Source organism: Neobacillus niacini (assembly GCF_046591715.1).
In the GTDB taxonomy this organism is placed as follows: domain Bacteria; phylum Bacillota; class Bacilli; order Bacillales; family Cytobacillaceae; genus Neobacillus; species Neobacillus niacini_L.
Window position 1 is genome coordinate 1 of record NZ_JAWVNQ010000032.1, and the last position, 1,943, is coordinate 1,943.

At 40.9% G+C, this 1,943-nt stretch carries 1 protein-coding gene; it reads left to right on the forward strand.

Annotated features, from left to right (window positions below; genetic code table 11):
• Positions 1-333 precede the first annotated feature (333 nt).
• Positions 334-1,706 (forward strand): IS1182 family transposase gene (locus SFC47_RS25715; protein ID WP_411257377.1). Its coding sequence is split into 2 segments (ribosomal slippage): positions 334-898 and positions 898-1,706, totalling 1,374 coding nucleotides; the frame shifts between segments, so codons are not numbered across the junction.
• The last annotated feature ends 237 nt before the right edge of the window (positions 1,707-1,943 follow it).

The window sequence follows — 1,943 nt, forward strand, 5'->3', positions numbered from 1 at the left end:
TCAGGCTGTCGAGAAACTCTCGGCAGCCTTTTATTTTGATCTTTTCATTTAGAATGTTGTTTTGTGTATTCAAATGGACCGTTCCTTTCCGCTACAGGTGCTTGCTTTCCGCGGGGAGGAAGTCGAGCCTCCTCGACGCTGCGCGTCTGTGGGGTCTCGACCTTTCCTCTACATCCCGCAGGAGTCAAGCACCTTTCGCTCCAATCCACTCTGTGCTTTCATATTGATAAAAGCACCAATCTATTAGAAAGAGCCTTTATTTCTCAATAACTTTAACGATTCACCGCGTTAATTTGGTATAATATTATTAATATTAATAGGACGGTGGATTAAATGTATAAGCCCAAAAAAGAGATACAAAATGAAGCGGAATTTGTATTTATTGATGATTTAGTGCCTCAAGATCACCTGTTAAGGAAGGTGGACAAATATATCGACTTTTCATTTATTGGTGAGAAGGTCCGTCCTTTTTACTCTGAAAATAACGGGCGTCCTTCGGACCCCATTCAACTTTTTAAGATGATGTTTATCGGATATTTTTTTGGCATTCGTTCTGAACGCCAATTAGAACGCGAAATTCAGACAAATGTTGCTTATCGATGGTTCTTAGGACTAAAGCTAAACGATCCTGTGCCCCATCATTCGACTATCAGTTGGAATCGGCGAACCCGTTTTAAAGATACAAACATATTTCAAGAGGTTTTTGATGAAATTGTATTCCAAGCGCTTCATCACAAGATGGTAGGAGGAAGAGTTTTATTTTCAGATTCCACTCACCTAAAAGCGAACGCAAACAAACATAAATTCACTAGAGTTGAAGTGGAAGTTGAAACACGCGAATATGTAGAAGATTTAAACAAAGCAATTGAGGAAGATCGGAAAAATCATGGAAAAAAGCTCTAAATGAAAAGGAGGAGGTGAACGAGAAAAAGGAAATACGCCAAAGCACGACTGATCCTGAATGTGGGTTCATGTCTCGAGAGAATAAACAGGAAATGTTTTGTTATCTTGATCATCGAACTACTGACATGATGTTCAACATCATAACTGATGCGTTTGTAACACCAGGAAATGTTCATGATTCTGTCCCTTATCTATCAAGGTTAGACCGTCAGGTCGAGCGTTTTGGATTTAAAGTAGAGGCTGTGGCACTTGATTCAGGTTACTTAACAAATCCGATTTGTAAGGGACTTAATGACCGTAATATTTTTGGAGTTATTGCTCATAGAAGATTTCAACCCACTAAAGGATTATTTCCTAAATGGAAATTTACATATGATAAAGAACGAGATTTATATGTTTGTCCAAATGGCCAGGAACTACAATATCGTACAACTTCAAGAGAAGGTTATCGGGAATATAAGTCAGACCCTAAAAAGTGTACCAACTGCCCACTCCTGCCGGAGTGTACTAAATCTCAAAATAAAACAAAAGTCGTTACTAGACATGTATGGGAGGAACATAAGGAGAAGGTTCGACTTAACCGACTTTCAAAGTCAGGTAATACACTTTATAAATTTAGAAAAGAAAAAGTAGAGCGAAGCTTCGCAGATTCAAAAGAACTGCATGGGCTTCGCTATTGTAGGTTACGGGGATTGCACAATGCGAGTGAGCAAGTATTACTCACCGCAGCATGCCAAAATATGAAAAAGATTGCCACGCACTTAGCTAGATTGGAAAAAGGTGTGTGGCAATCTTCAGGTTAATTCTCCCCTGTTGATTGTAGCGGAAGGTGCGAAGACTCCTGCGGGAGTACGGGGCTGGGGAGACCCCGCAGGCGCTTAAGCGCCGAGGAGGCTCCCCGGCACGCCCGCGGAAAGCGAAGCACCTGGAGCGGAAATCAACAGGCCAGTGTGCAGGGACATATCTTATGATTTTTTAAATGGGGAGAGTCAGACAAAATTAAAAATTGTCGAGAAAAGTAACCTTTCTCGACAATCTGA